The 20,468-nt window shown below is 63.3% G+C and carries 16 protein-coding genes; 9 read left to right on the top strand and 7 right to left on the bottom strand.

From position 1 onward, the window contains the following. Positions 1-85 precede the first annotated feature (85 nt). Positions 86-796 (top strand): MgtC/SapB family protein, encoded by a 711-nt coding sequence (locus ACR9ZC_RS04915; protein ID WP_481579724.1) that lies wholly within the window; start codon positions 86-88, stop codon positions 794-796. Between the two features lie 30 nt (positions 797-826). Here ACR9ZC_RS04915 and ACR9ZC_RS04910 read toward each other — a convergent pair whose 3' ends face one another. The 5 genes from ACR9ZC_RS04910 to pdhA all read right to left on the bottom strand — a co-directional run bounded on the left by ACR9ZC_RS04910 (position 827) and on the right by pdhA (position 6,263). Continuing rightward, positions 827-2,587, bottom strand: a complete 1,761-nt coding sequence (locus ACR9ZC_RS04910) for an HAD family hydrolase (RefSeq protein ID WP_481579357.1) — start codon at positions 2,585-2,587, stop codon at positions 827-829. A gap of 115 nt (positions 2,588-2,702) precedes the next feature. Then, positions 2,703-2,858 carry a DUF3309 family protein gene (locus ACR9ZC_RS04905; protein ID WP_173257158.1) on the bottom strand — a complete coding sequence of 52 codons (156 nt, stop codon included), beginning with the start codon at positions 2,856-2,858 and terminating at the stop codon, positions 2,703-2,705. Positions 2,859-3,035: 177 nt separating this feature from the next. Then, positions 3,036-4,196, bottom strand: a complete 1,161-nt coding sequence (locus tag ACR9ZC_RS04900; protein ID WP_481579356.1) for a dihydrolipoamide acetyltransferase family protein — start codon at positions 4,194-4,196, stop codon at positions 3,036-3,038. Next, positions 4,193-5,176 carry an alpha-ketoacid dehydrogenase subunit beta gene (locus ACR9ZC_RS04895; RefSeq protein ID WP_481579355.1) on the bottom strand — a complete coding sequence of 328 codons (984 nt, stop codon included), beginning with the start codon at positions 5,174-5,176 and terminating at the stop codon, positions 4,193-4,195. Before ACR9ZC_RS04895 ends, ACR9ZC_RS04900 begins: the two co-directional genes overlap by 4 nt. After that, positions 5,169-6,263: a pyruvate dehydrogenase (acetyl-transferring) E1 component subunit alpha gene (gene pdhA / locus ACR9ZC_RS04890; RefSeq protein ID WP_481579354.1), complete on the bottom strand. Its 1,095-nt coding sequence runs from the start codon at positions 6,261-6,263 to the stop codon at positions 5,169-5,171. Before pdhA ends, ACR9ZC_RS04895 begins: the two co-directional genes overlap by 8 nt. Before the next feature lie 525 nt (positions 6,264-6,788). Between pdhA and ACR9ZC_RS04885 the strand changes: the two genes are divergently transcribed. The 8 genes from ACR9ZC_RS04885 to ACR9ZC_RS04850 all read left to right on the top strand — a co-directional run bounded on the left by ACR9ZC_RS04885 (position 6,789) and on the right by ACR9ZC_RS04850 (position 17,644). After that, on the top strand, positions 6,789-7,898 hold the full coding sequence (locus tag ACR9ZC_RS04885; RefSeq protein ID WP_331567802.1) for a sugar ABC transporter substrate-binding protein: 1,110 nt from the start codon (positions 6,789-6,791) through the stop codon (positions 7,896-7,898). Beyond that, positions 7,898-8,908: an ABC transporter permease gene (locus tag ACR9ZC_RS04880; RefSeq protein ID WP_481579353.1), complete on the top strand. Its 1,011-nt coding sequence runs from the start codon at positions 7,898-7,900 to the stop codon at positions 8,906-8,908. The genes ACR9ZC_RS04885 and ACR9ZC_RS04880 overlap by 1 nt, the downstream gene beginning before the upstream one ends. Continuing rightward, positions 8,908-9,720 carry an ATP-binding cassette domain-containing protein gene (locus ACR9ZC_RS04875; protein ID WP_440559665.1) on the top strand — a complete coding sequence of 271 codons (813 nt, stop codon included), beginning with the start codon at positions 8,908-8,910 and terminating at the stop codon, positions 9,718-9,720. The genes ACR9ZC_RS04880 and ACR9ZC_RS04875 overlap by 1 nt, the downstream gene beginning before the upstream one ends. Positions 9,721-10,212: 492 nt before the next feature. Then, entirely contained in the window at positions 10,213-10,650 is a 438-nt protein-coding gene (locus ACR9ZC_RS04870; RefSeq protein WP_440563947.1) for a CopG family transcriptional regulator, read from the top strand. A 38-nt stretch (positions 10,651-10,688) separates the two neighbouring features. Next, entirely contained in the window at positions 10,689-11,789 is a 1,101-nt protein-coding gene (locus tag ACR9ZC_RS04865) for an extracellular catalytic domain type 1 short-chain-length polyhydroxyalkanoate depolymerase (RefSeq protein WP_481579723.1), read from the top strand. Between the two features lie 259 nt (positions 11,790-12,048). Further along, positions 12,049-13,182, top strand: coding sequence for a substrate-binding domain-containing protein (locus ACR9ZC_RS04860; RefSeq protein ID WP_481579352.1), 1,134 nt, complete (start codon positions 12,049-12,051; stop codon positions 13,180-13,182). Continuing rightward, positions 13,179-16,016, top strand: a complete 2,838-nt coding sequence (locus ACR9ZC_RS04855) for an ATP-binding protein (RefSeq protein WP_481579351.1) — start codon at positions 13,179-13,181, stop codon at positions 16,014-16,016. The genes ACR9ZC_RS04860 and ACR9ZC_RS04855 overlap by 4 nt, the downstream gene beginning before the upstream one ends. 167 nt (positions 16,017-16,183) lie before the next feature. Further along, positions 16,184-17,644: an alkaline phosphatase family protein gene (locus tag ACR9ZC_RS04850; protein ID WP_481579350.1), complete on the top strand. Its 1,461-nt coding sequence runs from the start codon at positions 16,184-16,186 to the stop codon at positions 17,642-17,644. Between the two features lie 159 nt (positions 17,645-17,803). Here ACR9ZC_RS04850 and ACR9ZC_RS04845 read toward each other — a convergent pair whose 3' ends face one another. Both ACR9ZC_RS04845 and ACR9ZC_RS04840 read right to left on the bottom strand, forming a co-directional pair. Then, positions 17,804-19,012, bottom strand: a complete 1,209-nt coding sequence (locus ACR9ZC_RS04845) for an amino acid aminotransferase (protein WP_481579349.1) — start codon at positions 19,010-19,012, stop codon at positions 17,804-17,806. A gap of 1 nt (position 19,013) precedes the next feature. Next, the gene (locus ACR9ZC_RS04840; RefSeq protein ID WP_481579348.1) at positions 19,014-20,399 is read right to left on the bottom strand and encodes an amino acid permease; all 1,386 of its coding nucleotides are present in this window, start codon (positions 20,397-20,399) and stop codon (positions 19,014-19,016) included. Positions 20,400-20,468: the final 69 nt, after the last annotated feature.

Below are 20,468 nucleotides of genomic sequence, written 5' to 3'. Positions count from 1 at the left end.
CAGCGCACCCCCCGGGGCGGTCGAACGGGCCCGGCGCTTGCTCGACGGTCGGTGGAATCGACAGAAGGAGGCGCTTGCGCTCGCCATGGATACGATGCCGCTCGTGCTCGATTGGGAAGCTGTTGCGATCCGGCTCGTCTTTGCGCTCGGAACCGGGTTTATCTTTGGCTTCAATCGCAGCGAATCGGGAAAGACCGCCGGCCTGCGCACGACGATTCTCGTGTGCCTCGCTTCCTGCATCGCGATGCTGCAAGTCAACGCTTTGCTGCCGCAGGCCGGAAAGCATCCGGACTCGTTTCCGACGCTCGACTTGATGCGTTTGCCGCTCGGGGTACTGACGGGCATGGGTTTCATCGGCGCGGGCGCGGTGATGCGCAAAGACGGACTCGTCACCGGAGTGACGACCGCGGCCACGTTGTGGTTCGTGACGATCGTCGGCTTATGTATCGGCGGCGGGCAATATCGGCTGGCGGCCAGCGCGATCGTACCGGGCGTGGCCGTTCTATGGGGACTGCACTACGTCGAACAGCGCATGCACCGCCGCAAGAGCGCGTGGCTCACCGTCGAGTACGGGGCGGGCAGCGAATGTCCGTCCCGGCTCGTTCACGAGTTGGCGGCTCACGGTTGCTCGGTCACGCGGCGCGGCGCGGCCTGGCGGCGCGGTGACGAGCAGTTCGAAGAGCGCTTGCTCGTGCGATGGCGCGAACCGTTCGACCAGGATGCGAAAGTCTCGGCCTTCGCCGAACTGGCCCGGCGCTCGGGCGCGGATGCGACCCATTGGCAGATGGTCGAATAGTCGCGTAGTCGGATAGCGCCGCAACTCACGTCACGATGCCCGCAGCGGCGGCAACGACGGATTGGCCGGCTGCGTATACCGCTTTTCGACAGCGGCCCGGATGCGCGCACGGCTCTCGTCGGGCGAGAGCGATGTTTCTCGTTCGACCGTCTTGGCTTCCTGCGCGAGCTCGTCGTCGCCGATCACTTCCCCGAACCAGTGCGAATAATCGCCGCGTTCGAGATGAAAGCGCCAGGTGTCCTCGTCCACGCCATCCGCCATCTCGAGAAACAGCACGAGGTTGTGCGCGCGGAGGTTGAGCTTGCCTTCGGGACCCCGGAAATAAAAGCTGCGTTCAGGAATCAACAAGCCTTCCGCATACTTGCGATGATGCCGCCGGCGCTGCGTCGAGCCGGGCTCGACTTGCACCAGGTAGGGTCGAGCGGCTTGCCGCATCGTTTCCCAGACAAGCACTTGTCCCCGCTCGAGCGCATCCGAGGGTAGCGCGAGCGACGGCGCTGCAACGCCGGCCGCCTCGGCGAACGCGTTCATCGTTGCGGCGGGCTTGGCGCCCGTGGCAATCATGGTGTTGACTTGCCGCAGGAATGGACGAGCCACCTGGTCCGGATGGACCGTAACGGCCAGCGCAGTCTCGAGCACGATCGGCAGCGACGTGTCCGCGGGGTCCCAGCCCGCAGGAAAGAGCTGATGCGCCTCTTCGAACACAAGCCAGTGCGGTCGTCCGGTCCGCACCCGCAGCGCTTGCAACCGCAGCAGCAAGTTCGCGCAAAACTGCGGCCGCTCGGGCAGCGGCACGCGCAGCAGATTGACGGCGACGCTTTGTTCGGGCCGCTCGAGCAACTGCAATGCGTTATCGATCGAGGGCACGGTATGCGGATCGCCCAGCGCGACGAGGCTGCCTTCGCTGCAATGGTCTCCCTCCGGATCGAGGATGCAGGCCTGGTATCCGGCGTCCGCGAGCCGTTCGAGCACCGCGGCGGTCACCGTCGATTTGCCGCCGCCCGAGGGCCCGGCCAACAGCGCGATCGTGCCGTAGGCGCCGAGGTGAACCGGCGAGCGCTCCTCGTCGTCGAGGCGATGGCCGAGCAGCACCCGGCAGCGTTCGACGTTGGAGATACGCGAACTCAGATCGTCGTCGATCAACGCTCGTGCCAGCTCTTCGACGCCCTGGCCGTTGGCAGCCTGGGTGACCATGCTCGCATGGGCTTTGAGCGCGGGCAGCGCATTGCCGACGGCCACCGAAAATCCGCACGCGTCGATCAGGGGGTGATCGTTTTCCGCGTCGCCTACGCCGACGACGTTCAAAGGCGAAAGGCCCAGTTCATCGAGGGCGGCCATCAGGCCAGTTGCCTTGGTGACGCCGGGCGCAAGAATCATAACGGCATCGCCGTTGAAGACGACATGCAAGTCCAGCCCGAGATCGCGAATCGCCTCGAGTGCGATCCGCTCGTTCGGCTTCATCATCGCGACGAGCGTTTCGCTGACGCTGAAATCGCGAAGGCCTCGTTGCTTCAGCGCGGCGACGAACGCATCGGGCGGCGGCGGGGCAAGCAGCCGCTTTTCGCCGCCATCGGGCTGGTAGAGCACGCCCCCATTCTCGGCGACGACACGCGCAAAGAGATCGAGGCGCGGGCAAATCGACTTCAGATCGTCGAGCTCGCGTCCGCTCACGAGCAGCAACTGCCGGCCCGATTGCCGCAGTTTCTCCAGCACCGACCAGGTGCGTTCGACTACCCTCCCGTCCGTGGCGAGCGTGTTGTCATAGTCGGTTGCGAGCGCAACGAAGTGCATTTCGTTCTCCTCGAGACGCAATGGTCTTTCGCGCACCTCATTGCATTGCGCGTGCCGCGGGCGGATAGGATGCCGCGGCACGCAAGTCAGCGAATAAAAAACCAGGCTTGCAGCGCTATATCTGGCCGAACACCACGAGCAGGATCACGATGACGAGCAACAGGCCCAGACCACCGGTAGGTGCATAGCCCCAGCCGCGGCTATACGGCCAGGCAGGAAAAGCGCCGATCAGAAGGAGAATCAGCACGACGAGCAAAATGGTTCCTAACATATCGACCTCGCACGAGCGAATTGAAAAGGATGCGGGGAAATGCAGGCCGCATAGATCGATCTCTGCAAGAGCCGTGCCGGCCGGGCGCCCAATCCCCAAAAGGCGGCGGGGAGCGAACCCTGCCGCTTTTTGCGATGGAGGCGGCAAATTCGGCCTAAACGGCGTCCCGAATAGTGGTCAGTCGAGCGCCCGTAAATCCGCGATTGCCGCCGCGAGAAACCGTGCCGCTTCGCCGCCCGTCACCACGCGGTGATCGAACGTCAGGCTGAGCGGCAAGATTCGATGCACGACAGCCTGGCGGTTTTCCGCCACGATGCCGTCGTGAATGCGACCCGCACCGAGGATTGCCACGGTTGGCGGCACGACGATCGGCGCGGCGTATTTGCCTGCGATCATGCCGAAATTGGACAGCGTGATGGTTGCGCCGCGCAATTCCTCGGGCGGGATTTTGCGCGCTTGAACGTCGGCGCGCAAGCGATCGAGGCCCGTGCGCAAGTCGGCCGCATCGCGATGTGCCACGTCGCGCAGCACGGGCACGAAGAGGCCGTCCGGAAGATCGACGGCAATGCCGACATCGATATGCGCGAGCACATGGCGGCGCGCCGCGCGGCCGTCGAACCACGCGTTGAGTCCCGGCTCTGCGCGGCATCCGGCCACGAGCGCGCGAATGAGCCGGATCGTGACATCGGTACCGGGCGGCCAGGCATCGATATCGGCATCGTCGATGACGGTAGCCGCGGCCACCTCGCTTTGGGCGCGCGCCATGTTTTGCGCCATCGCGCGCCGCACCCCGCGCAACTCCTCGGGCGGGCCCAGTTCGACGAGCAGCTTTGCCGTGCGTTGCACGTCCGCTGACGTCACGACGCCATCGGGGCCCGACGGCGTGACCATCGCCAAATCGATGTCGAGCGTGCGGGCCAACGCGCGTACGGCCGGCGTCGCCTTGATCGCGGGAGCCCGGGCGCCCGCGCCGGCCCCGACGATACCGCGCATCGATACGTCGCGCGCGATGTGTCCCGCGGGTGCCGGACGCGTGGAAGATGTCGAAGGCTGCGTCGGTTGCATCTGCGGCATCTCGCCGACGACCGTGCCCGTATCGTCGTTCGCTCCCTCGAACGCGACGAGCGGCGCACCCAGGTGCATGATGTCGCCTTTCTTGCCGAACAGCTTGGCGACGCGGCCCGCTTGCGGCGAAGGAATATCGACGATCGCCTTGGCCGTTTCGACCGCGAGAAGCGGTTGATCCGCTTTCACGTCGTCGCCTTCGTGGACACGCCATTCGATGATCTCGGCTTCTTGCAGGCCTTCGCCGAGGTCGGGGAGCTTGAAGACTTTCATGTGGATGCCTCGAGCGTTTTTCGGACCGCGCTCACGATGCGCGCGACGCTCGGCATGTATTGGGCCTCGAGCCGAAAGAGCGGAACGACCACGTCGTAGCCGGTGACACGCTCGATCGGCGCGAGCAGCGAATAGAGCCCGCGCTCCGCGAGATTCGCGGCGATTTCGGCGCCGAGCCCGCATGTGCGGGGCGCCTCATGAACGATGACGCAGCGTCCGGTCTTCGCCACGGAGGCCACGATGGTTTCCATGTCGAGCGGCTTCAGTGTCGCGACATCGATGATCTCCGCTTCGACGCCCTCGGCCGCGAGGACGTCGGCGGACATTTGCACTTCATGGAGCATGGCGCCCCAACTGACGAGCGTCACGTCGGTGCCTTCACGCAATGTGAAGCATGTGTCGAGTGGCGCAGCGGTACCGTCGTCTTCGACCGCTTGCTTGTAGAGCCGATAGAGCCGGGTCGGTTCGAGAAAGACGACGGGGTCCGGATCGCGTATGGCGGCCAGCAGCAAACCGTAGGCGCGTTCGGGCGAGGAGGGCATGACGACCCGCAGCCCCGGCATGTGCGCGAACAGCGCCTCGGGACTCTCGGAATGGTGCTCGGGTGCATGGATGCCCGCGCCGCAGGGCGAGCGGATCACGAGCGGACACGTGAGCCTCGCGCGTGTGCGATGACGCAATCGCGCGGCATGATTGAGTATGTGGTCGATCGCCGGATAAATGAACCCGCTGAATTGAATCTCGACGACGGGACGCAAGCCCATCGAGGCCATGCCGATCGCGGTGCCGGCAAGCGCCGTTTCGGCCAGCGGTGTATCGACGATGCGTTCGGCGCCGAAACGCGCCTGCAATCCGAGCGTGGCGCGAAATACGCCGCCGTTCGCGCCGATATCCTCGCCGAGCAACACAACCGATGGATCGTGCTCCAGCTCGTGGGCGAGGGCGCGATTGACGGCTTCGACGAGATTCAACTCAGACATGGTCGTCTTCCGCGCTCTCGCCGTTCGCGAATCGCAGTGCCGTGTCCAATTGTTCGTCGAGCGCGCGCGGCAGCGTTGCATATAAATGCTCGAACATGGCCGAGACGTCCGGCGGCGCCACGGCGAGATAAGCTTCGACCGCGCTCTCGACCTGCTCGCGGCAGGCCCGCGAAAGCGCTTCTTCCTGCGTCTTGTCCCAGACACCGGCTTGCACGAGGTACTTGCGAAGACGTGCAATGGGCTCGCTCGCCCATTGTTGGGCGACTGTTTCCGGATCGCGATAGCGCGTCGCATCGTCGGCCGTCGTGTGATCGCCGAGCCGGTAGCTGAGCGCTTCGATGAGCGTCGGGCCGTCGCCGCGCCGCGCTTTGTCGAGTGCGCGGCGCATCGCGTCGTGCACGGCAATGAGATCGTTGCCGTCCACCTGTTGGCCCTCGATGCCTGCCGCAATGGCCTTTTGCGCGAGCGTGCCGGCTGCCGTCTGACGTTCGCACGGCATGGAAATGGCCCAACGATTGTTATTGACGACGATGACCAGCGGCGCCTGCCAGATGCCGGCCATGTTCATCGCTTCGTAAAAATCGCCTTTGGATGTGCCGCCGTCGCCGACGATCGCGACCGCCGCGCGCTGCGTCTTTTGCAACTTGAACGCGTAAGCCGCGCCTGCGGCATGACAGACCTGCGTCGCGATCGGCACGCAATTCGGAAAATCGTAACGCGCAGCGGCAAAATCGCTCCCGCGCTCGTCGCCGCCCCAATACAACAGGCTTTCAGTCATGGTGACGCCGCGCAACAATTGGGCGGCGTGATCCCGGTAGGAAGGAAAAAGCGCATCGTCGTGCTGCATGGCGGCCGCCACACCGACGCCGATGGCCTCTTGCCCGAGCGATGAGGCAAACGTGCCCAGCTTGCCGGTGCGTTGCAGCGCAACTGCTTTGTTGTCGAACGTTCGCGTCAGTGTCATTGCGCGATATAGTTCGACGAGCAGTGCTGTTTCGTTTGCAAACGCAGGCAGCGGTTGCGTCGCGTTACCGTCGGGGTCGAGATAGCGGGTGTATTCGACCTGAAAGCGGGCGGCAGTACTCATGATCGGCACCCCTCGCCCGTGCCGGCCGTGGTTCGGCAGCACCCGGGGGCGTATGTCTCCCTTTTAGGTATGGACGGCTCTTGGCCGCCATTTGAACGTTAGTACGTTTTCCGATGAAAACAAGGACAGGTGACCTGCCGATGCGGCCGAACGCAAGGTCCCTCGGCTGAGCGCCTAGTAGTCGGACTAGTTGGCGATTTTCGTAGTCAGCGGGTGCGGCGAGACTACAGAAGCCTTTCGGTAACGCCGCGCGACGCACGATCGAACAGTCAAATCGATTTCGACGACAGCTTCAAAATAGTCCGACTAGTTACGGGTTTACATGGATTAGGAGGCACAGCCGCACTGCACTAACATTTTGCCGGTACCACGCGGCGCATCATCGAACGCCTCCGACCGAGGTTGCAGTTGTGCATGCCCCGGTCAAGCTCAATCCAACGGCGCTCCCGGTGCCATCCGGCATCTGCATGCGATCGGCTCGACGCCGATCATATCGACCCACGAAGTAAAGAACTGGAGGAAGAGATGGCACACGAACGGGATGACGACCAGGAACACGGCGGTGAGGGTTTCAGCGCGGCGCGGCGCGGACTGATGCAAGGGGCCGGGTTGGGCGCTGCGCTTTCGCTGATGGGCGCACTGGGCGGGGCGGGCGGGCTGATCGGCACCGCGCAGGCTGCCGAGGCGGCTTTCCCGTCGCACAAGAGATGGAAGATCGTGTTCGTCAATCACGTCACCACGAACCCGTTCTTCGTGCCGACGCAGTACGGCATTCAGGACGCCTGCGCGTTGCTCAACATGGATTATCAGTGGACGGGCTCGGCCAATTCGGACGCGGGCGAAATGGTTCGCGCCGTGAATTCGGCGATTGCCGCCAAGGCCGACGCCATCGCCGTGCCAATCGTCGATCCGGGCGCGTTCGACAAGCCCATCCAGGCCGCGCTCGATGCCGGGATTCCGGTGTTCGCCTATAACGCCGATGCGCCGCGCGGCAAGAAGAATCCCCGCCTCGCCTATATCGGGCAGGACCTCTATCTATCCGGCTATCAGATGGGCGAACGCATCGTCAGTCTCATCGACAGCGGAATGGTTGCGCTTTTCATCGCGACACCGGGGCAGCTCAATATCCAGCCGCGTCTGGACGGTGCGCAGGACGCCATCAAGAAGTCCGGCAAGAAGATCGATATCCAGACCGTGGCTACCGGCGCGACCGTCAACGAGGAGCTTTCGAAGATCAAGGCGTTTTATCTAGGCCACCAGGATCTCAAGGGCATGTTCGCCGTGGACGCGGGCAGTACACAGGGCGTTGCCCAGGTAATGAAGGAGTCGAATCTTCCATCGAAGGGTGTGCACGGCGGCGGCTTCGATTTGCTTCCGGCCACGATCCAGCATATCCATGAAGGCTTCCTCGACTTCACCATCGATCAGCAACCTTACGTGCAGGGTTTCTATACTGTGATGGAGGCGTTCGTATTCCTCGCTTCGGGCGGACTGGTGGGACCGGCCGACATCAACACCGGCCTCAAATTCGTGACGAAGGATACGGTCGAGCCGTATCTGAATACCTCGACACGCTATGAAGGCAAGACCACCAAGCCGCAAATCGTTCCGATGAAGGGTGCCATCAGGTCGTAATGAATACAGTGAACGAAACCAGCAAGATCGAAGCGGCCCGCGCGGCACGGCGCGCGGGCGTTCCGTTCGCATCGCGATGGGCGGCCGAGCTGCGCATTTTGCTCGTGGCCGTGCTCCTGGCCGCCTATTTCGAATTCGCGAACCACGATTTCCTGCTCACCAACGCGAGCCTCGTCAACCTTTCGCAGTTCATTGCGCCGGTGGCGATCATCGCGTTCGGCGAAATCATGTTGATGATCGGTGGGGATATCGATCTCTCGGCGGGCATGGTGTTCGCGTTCGCGCCGTTCATGATGGTGTTTGCGAACGAAGCCGGTGCGCCGATGTGGCTTGCGGTGATCGCGGGGCTCGTGGCCTCGGCGGCCGTCGGCTTCGTCAACGGCGCGGTCACGGTCTGGCTGCGGCTGCCGTCGTTCGTCACCACGCTCGGCACGCTGTTTCTGATCAACGGCATCACGCTCACCGTTTCGCACGGCACGCCCGCCGCCACACCCGGGTCGCCCATGTTCTCCGAGTTCATGGGCGCGTGGGGCTACAGCGAGATCGTCTGGACGGTGGCGATCGCTTTCGCGATGCACGTGCTGCTGCGGCATACGCGCTGGGGTCTGCATACCCAGGCGGCGGGTGCGAATGCACTCGGCGCGAGCGAGGCGGGCATTCACGTGAACCGGCTGCGCCTGGGCAACTTTGTTCTCGCGGCGGTGCTGGCCGGCTTCACCGGCATGCTCGAGGCTTTTCGCATTACCTCGATCGACCCGCAGGCGGGCGGCAACCAGATCATGTTCCTTGCCGTGGCGGCCGCCGTGATCGGCGGCACGCCGCTCACGGGCGGCTCGGGCACGATCGTGGGCGGACTCATCGGCGCTGCTGTGCTCGGCATTCTCAACGACGGGTTCACGCTGATCGGCATCAACGCCTTTACGTTCAACATCATTCTTGGCGCCGCGATTCTCGCGGCGATGATCTTCAACATTCATGTTGGACGCATTCGCCGCAAGGGAGGGAGTTGATGGACGAATCGCAAACCGCTTCGCCTGGCGCGAACGCGGCCGCCGATGCGCCGCTCGCACTGCACGGCGAGAGCCTCGTCAAACGCTTCGGTGCGGTGACTGCGCTCGACGGCGTTTCGCTTACGCTCGGCAGCGGCGAAATTCTCGGCATACTCGGCGACAATGGCGCGGGCAAGTCGACGCTCGTCAAAATACTGACGGGCTTTCATCAACAAACCAGCGGCACGCTTTACATCGACGGTCAGGAGACGCTTCTGCGTTCCGTCGATCATGCGCGTTCGCTCGGCATCGAATGCGTGTATCAGGACCTCGCGCTCGCGAATTCGCTGAGCATTTATCACAACATGTTTCTGAACCGCGAAATCGTCAGGCGCGGACCGTTCAGGCTGGTCGATCACAAGCAGATGCGCGAGCGCGCGGCGCAGTGTCTCGACGATGTCGGCGTGCACGTGCCTTCGGTGGATTTGCCCGTGGAGCGCCTTTCAGGCGGCCAGCGGCAGGCCATTGCCGTGGCGCGCGCCGTCTATTCCAATGCGAAGATCCTGTTGCTCGACGAGCCGCTCGCCGCGATGGGTGCGCGTGAGGCGGGGCTCATCATCGACCTCCTGATGCGGTTGAAGGAAAAAGGCGGGCTGTCGATCATCATGATCATGCACAACTATGCGCAGACGCTCGATATTGCGGATCGCATCATGTTGATGCAGCGAGGCCGCGTGACGTACGAGCAAAAGAGCGCGTTGACTTCGGTGGCGGAGCTCATGGATATCGTGCGGAGGGAATACCGCGCAATGCGCGCCGCCGATGTGCAGTGATCGGGCCAATGTCATCATCCATTCCGCCGCTGACGGGAACCCTCCGCAAAGTTCGACAGCCGACGATTGCCGGTTGCATGCAGCCCCGCGCCTTGTCCAAGCCGCAATGCTGTCGCGGGGCTGCCTCGCTCTGCGTTTATCGGCGGAAATAGGTCGCGTTGACTGAGCAAGTCCAGCTTGTTCCACTCCCGGAGCAGGTGCAGCTTGACGTCCCTGCGAAGGTCCATCCCTGGGATAGCCAATTGACCCTGTCCTGCTCCGAAGCAGCGATTGCGGAACGGCAAGCGTCCTGCTGGTCGCTGCCGTTCCTCGAATAGGATCCCATGGAAGTGGCGGCCATCGCAGCCGCGCTAAAGGTAGCGATGAAGGCAATCACGAGTACCCGTTTCATCCTACGTCTCCCTAAAAAGATATTTGGCCCCGTATTCGCACATTGACACGGCGGCTTGCCCATCTTATAACCATCCCATTGGATGGTAACCGGATGGAGAAATGAGACCTGGCAAATCCCCCCCAGCACTCGCGGAGCCGCCCCGTCCGAAGGGTGGCGAGACGGAAAAGATCACCATCAATCTGGGCCCTGTCGACCTCGGTCAGATCGATCTGCTGGTCGAAGAAGGCTTTTACTCGAATCGCACGGATCTGATTCGAACGGCGATCCGCAACCAGTTGGCGGTCCACGCCCAGACCGTGAATGAAACGGTTACGCGCCGGGCGCTGGTACTGGGTCTACAGCACTTTTCCAGGCAGGACCTGGAGTCGGCGCGAGCGGCCAAGCAGCGCCTCAACATTCATGTGCTGGGGCTGGCCAGCATTGCTTCCGATGTTACGCCTGAACTCGCGCTAGCCACGATCGCGTCGGTCGTGGTGCTCGGCGCATTCCACGCTTCACCCTCGGTCAAAGCAGCGTTGGCAGGAAGGATCAGCTAGCCCGGCCCGCTGCTCGAACCACCATACGGACAACGATGATGAAGATGAATGAAGATTTCCTTTCGTCGATGCAAGAGGCGATGCACCTGTTGCGTACCGCAGGGCCGCTTGAAGCTACCGCGGCGATTCAGCGAGCGCTGCGCGGGGGCGATGGCAGCGCTGAGCGCGCGGCGCCTGAGCCACCTGTCGACGCGCTCGACGCGACCCCATCCGCACGCGCGGGAGCAACGGAGGGGTTCGTCCGCCCGCATGTCGCCAGGCAGGCCGATGTGGAGGACCGTGGGCATTTCAGTTCGCTCACGTACGTCAACAACGCCGGGCAGCGGAACTATAAGCTCTACGTGCCGAGCGGGTACCGAGGGGCGCCATTGCCGCTGATCGTGATGTTGCACGGCTGCACGCAAGACGCGGACGATTTCGCGGCTGGCACCAGGATGAACACGTTCGCCGAACGTCACCACTGCCTCGTTGCCTATCCGATTCAATCGAAGCGGGCGAATCCGTCCGGCTGCTGGAGCTGGTTCAAGCCGGGCCACCAGCAGCGGGACCGGGGCGAACCTTCGTTGATCGCGGGAATCACGCGCGACGTGATAGCCAATCACAGCGTCGATCCGGCTCGCGTTTATGTCGCCGGTCTGTCGGCGGGCGGCGCGATGGCCGCGGTGATGATTCACACCTATCCGGAACTGTATGCCGCAGCGGGAATCCACTCGGGTCTGCCATATGGCTGCGCTCACGACGTGCCGTCGGCGCTTGCCGCGATGAAGGGGGCCGTGGGGGCACGGCGTGCGCAAGGCGCCGACGGTCACGATGGGTCGACGATGCCGAAGCGACCGTTGATCGTCTTTCATGGCGACGCGGACAAGACGGTTCATCCCTCCAACGGCAGCGAGCTCGTGCGGGCATTCAGCGCTAGCACGTCCCCCGTCGCCGAGCCACTGGACCGCCCGGGGCGCGCATGCACGCGGCGGCGCCTGACGGCTGCCAACGGCATCGATGCGGAGTATTGGATCATCCACGGTGCCCCGCATGCGTGGGCCGGTGGCAGCGTCCGCGGGACCTACACGGATGCCGCTGGCCCCGATGCCAGCGCCGAGATGGTGCGATTCTTTCTCGCGCATCCACGGCACCTTGAATGACGCATCGCGATTGCATGGTGACGCCCGCGAAGCGAAGTCGCTGTTGCGGCGTTTTTCGGTTCATCGCCATAGCATCGCCACAGTTCTCTTCATAAATCGAAACCGGCCAACCGTCGTGATTCTCATGCGAGGCGGCGCACGCATCTCCGATGGTACGCGGCGGGCGCGGTGTAGTATCTGATTCGCAGGGTTACCTGCGCGGCATTTCGGTACATTGAGAACGCGGTCGGCGAATCGCGTCGGGGCCTTGGGGAAAACGATGAGGGGCTGGCTCGTTGCGTGGGTATGCGCATGCATGCTTTCGGTAGCTGCGGCGCAAGGTACGCCGGCTGCATCCGTACCCGGGACGTCGGTCGCCGGGGAGAACTACCTGGCCGCGGCGAAACGCGTCGTCGATGCCGCGGCGCAACCGGCCGCGCCCTGGAGCGGGCCGCGCACGGGGCCGCGGGCGCAACCCGGGAAACGGATTGCCATCGTTGCCGAGGATTTGCGCAACGGCGGCATCGTCGGCGTGATCGACGGTGTGCTGGAGGCGGCCAAGGTCATCGGCTGGAGTGTGCAGATCTTCGACTCCGCCGGCATGCCGGATCAGCGGCTGAAGACGCTTGAAAGCGCGCTGGCAAGTCGTCCGGACGGGCTTATCATCGTCGGTGGCGACGCACGCGCCCTGCTGCCCGGGTTGCGGCCGTTTGCCGAGCGGAAGATTCCAATCGTCGGCTGGCATGTCGCGGCCCAGGCCGGCCCGGTGTCCGGCACGCCCGTGGCGATGAACGTGACGACGGATCCGCTCGAGGTCGCGCGCGTGACCGCGCTGGCGGCCATCGTCCAGTCCGGCGGGCATGCGGGAGTCGTCATCTTCACGGACTCCAATTTCCAAATCGCGCAAAGTAAGGCAAATGAAATGGCGGCCGTCGTGCGCGCGTGCAGCGGTTGCACCTTGCTCGAAGTGCGCGACGTGGCGATTGCGCGCAGCCAGGAATTGATGGCGGGTACGACACGCGCCTTGCTCGAGCGGTATGGCAAGCGCTGGACATATGCGCTCGCCGTCAACAACATCTACTTCGACTACGCCGCCCCGGTGCTGACCCAGGCTGAAATGCCGAGCACTGCCATGGCCATGCTGTCGGCCGGCGACGGTAGCGAGTCCGCCTTCCTGCGCATCCGAACGGGCAGCTTCCAGACGGGCACCGTGGCGGAACCCGTGAATTTGCACGGCTGGCAGTTGATCGACGAGTTGAACCGGCTCTTTGCCGGGCAGCGCGTCACCGGATACGTGTTTCCGGTGCATCTCGTGACGGCGGACAACGTCGCAGCGGACGGCGGCGATCGCCTGCTCTACGACCCGAACAACGGCTATCGCGACGTCTATCGCCGCATCTGGCAACGCCCGTGAAACTTCAGCTCCCACGGTCCCTCACCGCGCAGTTCACGCTCGTGGTTTCTTGCCTCGCCACCCTGGTGGTGGTGGTCGGTGCCACGACCATCTACTCGTTGGCCGGTTCGGTTTACGCCATCCGCCAGTTGGCGGAACAGCGGCTGGCTCGCCAGGAAGATGCACAGGACCTGGCACAGCGCACTCTGATGATCGAACGCCTCGCATTGGAGTTGTCGAATGACGATGCCGTGGGCTCGGTGCGCGAGACACATCGGCATATCATGGAGCAGTTGGCGTCCTTCGACCGCCTGGTGGACCGCCTCGCTTCCGCGACCACCCCCACGGGTGGCAACGTCGGTGTCGACGCGTTGGCGCTACATCGATCGAGTCAGCGCTTCCGCAATACGGTCAACATCGAGGCGCAGGTCCGCGAGACCGCGCTGGTCGCCGCAGTCGCGCCGGCCGCTGCGCCGCGCCCCGGGGCGTCATTGGCCAGCCTCGATGACGATCTGCGCCGCCAGGCCGACGCTTTGGCCGCAGCGGCGCACGAGCAGTCCGAGTATTTCACGCGCGATTATCGGAAAGCGGTTCAAGATCTGGCTGCGGACCTGGACCGCACGCGCAGGTGGGTGGGTGGCGAAGTTGCGGTGAGCCTGCTGCTTGCCTGGCTGATTGCCCGGACGTTCCTCGGTCGCCACGTCGTGGAACGGCTGCGCCGGGTCAGCCACTTTCTGCGCCACGGCGAGGTCGACGGTGCGTCAGCCGGTGTCCCCGTTTACGGCGGCGATGAGATTGCCGATATGGCGCGCGCTGTCGAGCAGTTCCTCGAAGACCGACGACAGCGCAAGCAGGCCGAGAATGCGCTGAAGAATCTCAATGCCGAGCTCGAAGCGCGCGTCGCACAGCGCACGGCCGAACTCAGCAAGGCGCTTGCGGGCCAGACGGCCGAGATCGTCGAACGACAGCACGCCGAAGCGGCTGCACGAGCAAGCGAACATTTCCTTGACAGCATCATCGAGAACATTCCCGACGTGATCTTCGTCAAGGATGCAGCGACGCTGCGCTTCGTGCGATTCAACAAGGCTGGAGAGCGACTGCTCGGGTATCGGCGAGAGGAACTGATCGGCAAGTCCGTCCACGATCTTTTTCCGGCGGAGGAGGCAGCCTTCTTCGCGCTGAAGGATCGTGAGGTGCTGGAGTCACAGCAGATGGTCGACGTGCCCGAGGAGCCGGCCCACACGCGTCACGGGCTGCGCCTCGTGCATACGATGAAAATCCCGATCCTCGACGCGCGCGGCGAGCCGCAGTTTCTGCTCGGCATCTCGCGCGACATCACAGAGCAAAGGCGTGCCGAAGAGGAACTGCGGCGCTATCGCGAGCACCTCGAAGATATGATCCGCGAGCGAACGGCCGAACTGGCCATCGCCAAGGAACGCGCCGACGCGGCCAACCAGGCCAAGAGCGGCTTTCTCGCGCACATGAGCCACGAGTTGCGCACGCCGTTGAACGGAATTCTGGGCTACGCGCAGATCCTCAAGCGCGATAAGAGCCTCGGTCAACGCCAGATCGAGCGGGTCGCGGTGATCCAGCATAGCGGCGAACACCTGCTTGCGATCATCAACGACCTCCTGGATATGGCCAAAATCGAAGCCGGAAGGGCGGAACTCGTTCCGTCCGACATTCGGCTCGACGGCTTCATCGACTTCATCGCCGAGACGATTCAGGTGAAGGCAACGGAAAAGGGCCTGGGCTTCGCGTGCGAGATGGCCCCCGATCTGCCCGCGGGCGTGCGGGTCGACGAAAAGCGGCTGCGCCAAGTGCTGCTCAACCTGCTCTCCAACGCAATCAAATTCACCGAACAGGGGACCGTGCGCCTACGCGTCAGTTGCCTGCCGCCCGAGCGGCTGCGGTTCGAAGTCGAGGACACCGGCATTGGCATAGACGAAGCGCGTCTGGAGGCGCTCTTCCGGCCATTCGAACAGGTGAGCGATGCTCAGCACCGGTTTGGCGGCACAGGGCTAGGTTTGGCGATCAGCCGGCAGCTGGTGCGCTTGATGGGGGGCGAGATCCACGTCGACAGCCGCCTCGGCGTTGGAAGCACGTTTTCGTTCGAGCTGAACGTCCCGGTGGTGGCGCCTCAGCCACCTGTCGCCGCGCCCGAATGGACGGTGACTGGCTATAAGGGGCCACGCAGGACCATTCTGGTAGTGGATGACGTAGCGGCAAACCGTTCTTTGGTGGTCGATCTGCTCGGTCAGCTCGGATTCGACACCATCGAGGCCGGCGATGGACTGGAAGCGCTCGAGAAGGCCAAAGGGCGGCGGCCGGAACTCATCCTGATGGACGTCGTCATGCCGGGGATGGACGGGCTCGAAGCCACGCGGCGGCTGCGCGAAATGCCGGAGTTCGGGGATCTGCCCATCGTTGCGGTCTCCGCCGGAGCGTCGGGGAGTCATGCGAAAAACAGCCTGGCGGCCGGTGCAAACGCGTTTTTATCGAAACCGATCGATTTCAGTGAGTTGTTGTCACAGATCGCGGCTCTGCTGAACATCGAGTGGAACGACGAGATGCCGGAGACGCAACCGGCCGACGCGGGCCGAACGGCTGTACGCGCAACCGATCCGTCCATGGGGACTTTGGTCGTACCGCCGCGGGAGCAAATGGAAGCGCTGCACCACCTGGCGCGAATGGGCGACATGCGTGCCATCGTGCAACACGCCATGCACCTGAGCGAGCTCGATGAGCGCTATCGTCCTTTCGCCGACCACCTTTGCCGGTTGGCGAGGGATTACCGGTCCAAGGCGATCCTCCGTTTCGTCGAGCACTATGTGGCAAGAAGGGAAGTCCCTTGATCTTGCGTTAGCTCATACGGCCGTCCATCACAGTCAACGTCACCAGCCATTGTCCAGCGCGCGCGTTGCGCTGCAGCACGAGCGCTCGGGTTGGATGCGGGTACGTGAAGTGCTACCGAGCAAGCGTCGGCGACCCGGTCGGTGTTGACAACAACGGAGATAAGGCCATGGACAATCATCAACCTTCGAATACACCCGATCCCGTGCGCCGCAAGATAGTCGCCGCGCTCGCGGGTACCGTCGCGTTGTCGGCTTGCGGCGGAGGGGGCGGCGGGTCGTCCGGCAGCACCGGTGCGACGAGCGGCATTCCGCCCGATCGCGCGAATCTTCCGCGGCCTGCATTGCCTAACCCGGCGACCTCGGGCGTCGATCACATCGTTCTGGTTACGATGGAGAACCGCTCGTTCGATCACATGTTCGGCTGGGTACCGAACGCCGAGCATCTGCAGATTCGTCAGTTCACCGACGCGTTCGGTCAGCTGCAATCGTCGTTCGCGTTGACCTCGAACCCGGCGTACGGATTCCAGGCATGCTCGTTCTCCGACCCGAACCATACGTACGAAGGCGGGCGCGTCCAATTGGCCAACGGCGCGATGAACGGCTTCCTGCTCACGCCCGGCACGAGTCTCATGCGCGGCGACCTGCTGCCCATTGGCTACTTCGGCGAGGCCGATCTCGATTTTTACCGAGGAGCCGTGACGCAATACACAGTGTGCGACTACTTCATGAGCGGGGTCTTGTCGGCCACGTTTCCGAATCGTCTCTATCTGCATAGCGGCGAGACCGATCGTCTCGACGACAGCAGCGATACGTCGTCGCTGTCGACCATCTGGGATCGGCTCGACGCAAAGAACGTCTCATCGACATACTACTTCCACGATGTCCCGTTCACTGCGCTGTACGGCACGCGCTATGTCGGTCGCTCGAAGTTGTTCTCGGATTTCCTGTCGGACGCGGCGTCCGGCAACCTACCGTCGTTCTGCATGGTGGATCCGAGCTTCTCGGGGGAAGCGCAGGGTACATCCAACGACGATCACCCCCATGCCGACGTGCGCAATGGGCAGGTGCTGCTCGGCCAGATCTACGAGGCGCTGCGCACCGGACCGCAATGGAGCACGACCCTGATGATTCTCGTGTATGACGAATGGGGCGGCTTCATGGAGCATGCAGTGCCGCCCGTCAAGCCGGTGTCGACGGCGGAAAGGAGCCTCGGCAATGATGGCCGGCTAGGATTTCGCGTGCCGTGCATGCTGTTGGGGCCGCGCGTGCGCGCGAACCTCGTATCGCGCTACCCGTTCGATCCCAGCTCGATTCATCAACTGCTTGCATGGCGTTTCGGTCTCGACCCGTTGGGTGTGCGCGCAACCGACCCGAACACCTTCAACATGGCTTTTGCGCTCGACTTCACCGACGCTGCGCGAACGGACTCGCCTGCCATTGCCGTCACGCAGGGAACGTTCGGCGTCGCGTGCTCGACGGCAGGCATCGTACCGGGGCTCGGCGGAGTCGATCATAGTCAGCAGAGCGCTCCCACTTCGGCATCGGATACAGCGGCTGCGCCACCGGGGGGACGCTTCGCCGAGTTGCGGGCGAAGGCGACCGCGCTAGGTTTTCCTGGCGGCGGGTAAATTCTACGCAGCGCTTGTACGGCTTGGATACGGTTCGCGGGCAGCCTCGTCGGGGTTGATCGAAACGGCGCCTCGGGCTGGCGACCAGATTGCAGTCGCCACCCGACATCGACGGCGCCCGCTTCACGGATACCCGATCGACATGGTGGGGTGATGCGCTCAAGCTTGCGCCGTTTCCTTGATCACGGCCGCAATCGCAGAGGCCACGGTCGAGACGTTGTGCTCATTCAGTCCCGCGACGCACATCCGACCCGAGCGCAACAGATAGACGCCATGCTTCGCGCGCAGGCGATCCACCTGGTCGGCGCTCAAGCCGGTGTACGTGAACATCCCGCATTGTTCGACATAGCGCTTGCGCGCGCCTTCGTCGACGTGACCTTCAAGGCCATCGTGAAGCGTATGGCGCATGGCCCGAATGCGTTCGCGCATGACCCGCAACTCCGCTTCCCATTCGCTGCGCAGCTCGTCGCTTTCGAGAACCTGCGCAATGATGCTCGCACCGTGCGTGGGTGGGTTGCTGTAGTTCGCGCGGACCGTGCAGGTCAGTTGCCCGAGCACGCGCTCTGCTTCGTTGCGGCTCTTGCAAACGACGCTCAGGCCGCCGCAACGTTCGCCATACAGCGAGAAGTTCTTCGAAAAGGAATTCGCCACGAGGAACGTCAGACTCGCTTCGGCGAGCGCGCGAACGGCAAACGCATCTTCGTCGAGCGAGCTGCCGAACCCCTGGTAGGCCATATCCACGAACGGAATCAGTTCGCGATCCTTGAGGATGGGAATCAGCGCGCTCCACTGCGCCTGGGTGAGATCGACGCCGGTCGGGTTGTGGCAGCACGCGTGCAGCAGCACGATGCTCTGCGGCGGCAACCGCTTGATCGCCGCCAGCATGTCGTCGAAACGAAGCCCGCCGGTCTCACCGTCGTAATACGGATAGGTGTTGACACGAAAGCCCGCGCCTTCGAACACCACGCGGTGATTCTCCCACGACGGGTCGCTGATCCAGATCTGCGCATGCGGATGGTAGCGCTTGAGGAAATCCGCGCCCACTTTCAGCGCCCCCGATCCGCCGAGCGACTGGAGCGTGGCCACGCGCCCATCGTCGAGCGCACGCGATGCCGAGCCAAAGACCAGTTGCTGCACGCCCGTGCGGAATGCGGGGATGCCAGCCATCGGCAGATACGGCTTGACAGGAATACGAAGCATCGCCCGCGCCTCGGCTTTTCTCACCGCCTCGAGCACGGGTAGCCGGCCATCGCCATCGAAATAGATGCCGATGCTGAGATTCACCTTATTGGCGCGCGGATCCTGCTGGAAACTTTCGTTCAGGCTGAGAATCGGGTCGCCTGCATAGGCCTGTACATGATCGAACATTTCACTCTCCATACTTCGGCCAAGGCTCGAACGACTGCTTTTGAACCCCAACGCGATAACTGACAATCAATACGAACAGCCATGCCGGAATCAGAACGACCGACAGGCGCAGATCTTCGTTCAGATACATCACCACCAGGATGGCGGCGAGGAAAAGCAGCGTGGCGATGTTGGTGAACGGGTAGGCAATACTGGGAAACGCGGTCTTTTCCGCGCGGCGTGCCTTCGCGCGCCGGAACGCGATATGAATGACGGTGATCAAGCACCAGTTGAGCACCAGCGACGACACCACGAGGCCCATCAGGAAACCGAAGGCCTTACCCGGCATCACGTAGTTCACGAGGATGCAAATGCCAGTCGCCACCGCGGAAGCGCCCAATGCCTTTACCGGTACGCCGCGCTTGGACACCGCCAGCAAGGCAGACGGCGCGTTACCTTGTTGCGCGAGGCCGAACAGAATCCGGCTGCTGCCGTAGACGCCGACGCTGTTATAGACCGACAGCGCAGCGGACAGGACCACGACGTTCAGGAAATTCGCAACGCCGTTCTTGCTCAACGCGTGAAAGATCAGCACGAAGGGACTACCGCTGGATGCGGCCTGCTCCCAGGGATAGAGCGATAGTAGAACCAGCAGCGCGCCGATATAAAAAATCAGGATGCGGTAAATGACCTGATTCGTCGCCTTGGGAATGGTCTTTTCCGGCGCGCTGGCTTCCGCCGCCGCGATCCCGACCAGTTCGAGCCCGCCGAACGAAAACATGATTCCGGCCATCGCCATCGCCAAGCCGCCGATCCCATTCGGGAAAAAGCCGCCCTTGTTCCACAGATTCGCTACACCTGCCTGCGGACCTGCCGTGCCCGTCATCAGCAGGTAAATGCCAAAGCCGATCATCGCAAGCACGGCGACGATCTTGATGAGCGAAAACCAGAACTCCGTCTCGCCGAACGACTTGACGCCGATGAGGTTCACGAGGTTGACGGCCACGAAGAAGACGGCCGCCGATACCCACGCCGGCATGCCGGGGAACCAGTATTGCGCATACACGCCGACGGCGGACAGCTCGGCCATCCCCACGAGCACGCACATCACCCAGTAATTCCAGCCCGACAGAAAGCCGAAAAAGCCCCCGCAGTACTTCTCCGCGAAATAGCTGAACGAGCCGGACACAGGCTCGTCCACGACCATCTCGGAGAGCTGGCGCATGATGAAGAAGGCAAACACGCCCGCAATGGCATAGCCGAGAATCGCCGACGGGCCGGCCATCCGGATCGTCTGCGAAATGCCGAGGAATAGACCTGTTCCGATGGCGCCGCCCAACGCGATCAACTGGATATGCCTGTCTTTCAAGGTGCGCTTGAGCGCCTTGTCCTCAGGGGATGGGTTCACATGTGTCTCCGATTTCGATTGGATTCAGGCGACGCCTCAGACCGACGACAGTGCCGCCGCCGAAGGCCG

It is taken from the genome of Trinickia sp. HAY1-2D, from assembly GCF_056754935.1.
The sequence above is the reverse complement of the archived record's forward strand: the minus strand, read 5'-3'. Positions and strand labels throughout refer to the sequence as shown.

Bases quoted from the DNA above. Each gene is read 5' to 3' on its own strand.
- ACR9ZC_RS04895 (WP_481579355.1), bottom strand. From the start codon at position 5,176: ATGTCTGAGTTGAATCTCGTCGAAGCCGTCAATCGCGCCCTCGCCCAC.
- ACR9ZC_RS04850 (WP_481579350.1), top strand. From the start codon at position 16,184: ATGGACAATCATCAACCTTCGAATACACCCGATCCCGTGCGCCGCAAG.
- pdhA (WP_481579354.1), bottom strand. From the start codon at position 6,263: ATGAGTACTGCCGCCCGCTTTCAGGTCGAATACACCCGCTATCTCGAC.
- ACR9ZC_RS04900 (WP_481579356.1), bottom strand. From the start codon at position 4,196: ATGAAAGTCTTCAAGCTCCCCGACCTCGGCGAAGGCCTGCAAGAAGCC.
- ACR9ZC_RS04845 (WP_481579349.1), bottom strand. From the start codon at position 19,012: ATGTTCGATCATGTACAGGCCTATGCAGGCGACCCGATTCTCAGCCTG.
- ACR9ZC_RS04905 (WP_173257158.1), bottom strand. From the start codon at position 2,858: ATGTTAGGAACCATTTTGCTCGTCGTGCTGATTCTCCTTCTGATCGGC.
- ACR9ZC_RS04865 (WP_481579723.1), top strand. From the start codon at position 10,689: ATGAAGATGAATGAAGATTTCCTTTCGTCGATGCAAGAGGCGATGCAC.
- ACR9ZC_RS04885 (WP_331567802.1), top strand. From the start codon at position 6,789: ATGGCACACGAACGGGATGACGACCAGGAACACGGCGGTGAGGGTTTC.
- ACR9ZC_RS04915 (WP_481579724.1), top strand. From the start codon at position 86: ATGGATACGATGCCGCTCGTGCTCGATTGGGAAGCTGTTGCGATCCGG.
- ACR9ZC_RS04860 (WP_481579352.1), top strand. From the start codon at position 12,049: ATGAGGGGCTGGCTCGTTGCGTGGGTATGCGCATGCATGCTTTCGGTA.
- ACR9ZC_RS04870 (WP_440563947.1), top strand. From the start codon at position 10,213: ATGAGACCTGGCAAATCCCCCCCAGCACTCGCGGAGCCGCCCCGTCCG.
- ACR9ZC_RS04875 (WP_440559665.1), top strand. From the start codon at position 8,908: ATGGACGAATCGCAAACCGCTTCGCCTGGCGCGAACGCGGCCGCCGAT.
- ACR9ZC_RS04910 (WP_481579357.1), bottom strand. From the start codon at position 2,587: ATGCACTTCGTTGCGCTCGCAACCGACTATGACAACACGCTCGCCACG.
- ACR9ZC_RS04880 (WP_481579353.1), top strand. From the start codon at position 7,898: ATGAATACAGTGAACGAAACCAGCAAGATCGAAGCGGCCCGCGCGGCA.